The sequence below is a fragment of the Pseudoalteromonas aliena genome (assembly GCF_038155085.1).
Taxonomy (GTDB): Bacteria; Pseudomonadota; Gammaproteobacteria; order Enterobacterales; family Alteromonadaceae; genus Pseudoalteromonas; species Pseudoalteromonas aliena_A.
The window spans coordinates 1-225 of sequence record NZ_JBAKAU010000140.1; the positions used below are offsets into that span (position 1 = coordinate 1).

1 pseudogene is annotated in these 225 nt (G+C 32.9%); it reads left to right on the plus strand.

Annotated elements, in window-relative coordinates:
* Positions 1-225: pseudogene (locus tag V6260_RS18840) on the plus strand (carboxypeptidase); the annotation flags it as partial.

The following is a 225-nucleotide window of genomic DNA, read 5'->3' on the forward strand; positions in this document are numbered from 1 at the left end:
GAGAAAATCTACGCTTAGCAATGGCGCAAAACCCTTAATTAAACGTAATGATTCAATCCGGATATTTTGATTGTGAAACTAATTACTTTGATGCTAAATATACTTTATGGCAATTAGACCCAAGCGGTAAGATGAAAGATAGTTTAAGCTTTAAAGGCTATCGTAGTGGACATATGATGTATATACGCAATTCAGATTTAGAAAGATCTAACAATGACTTACGTA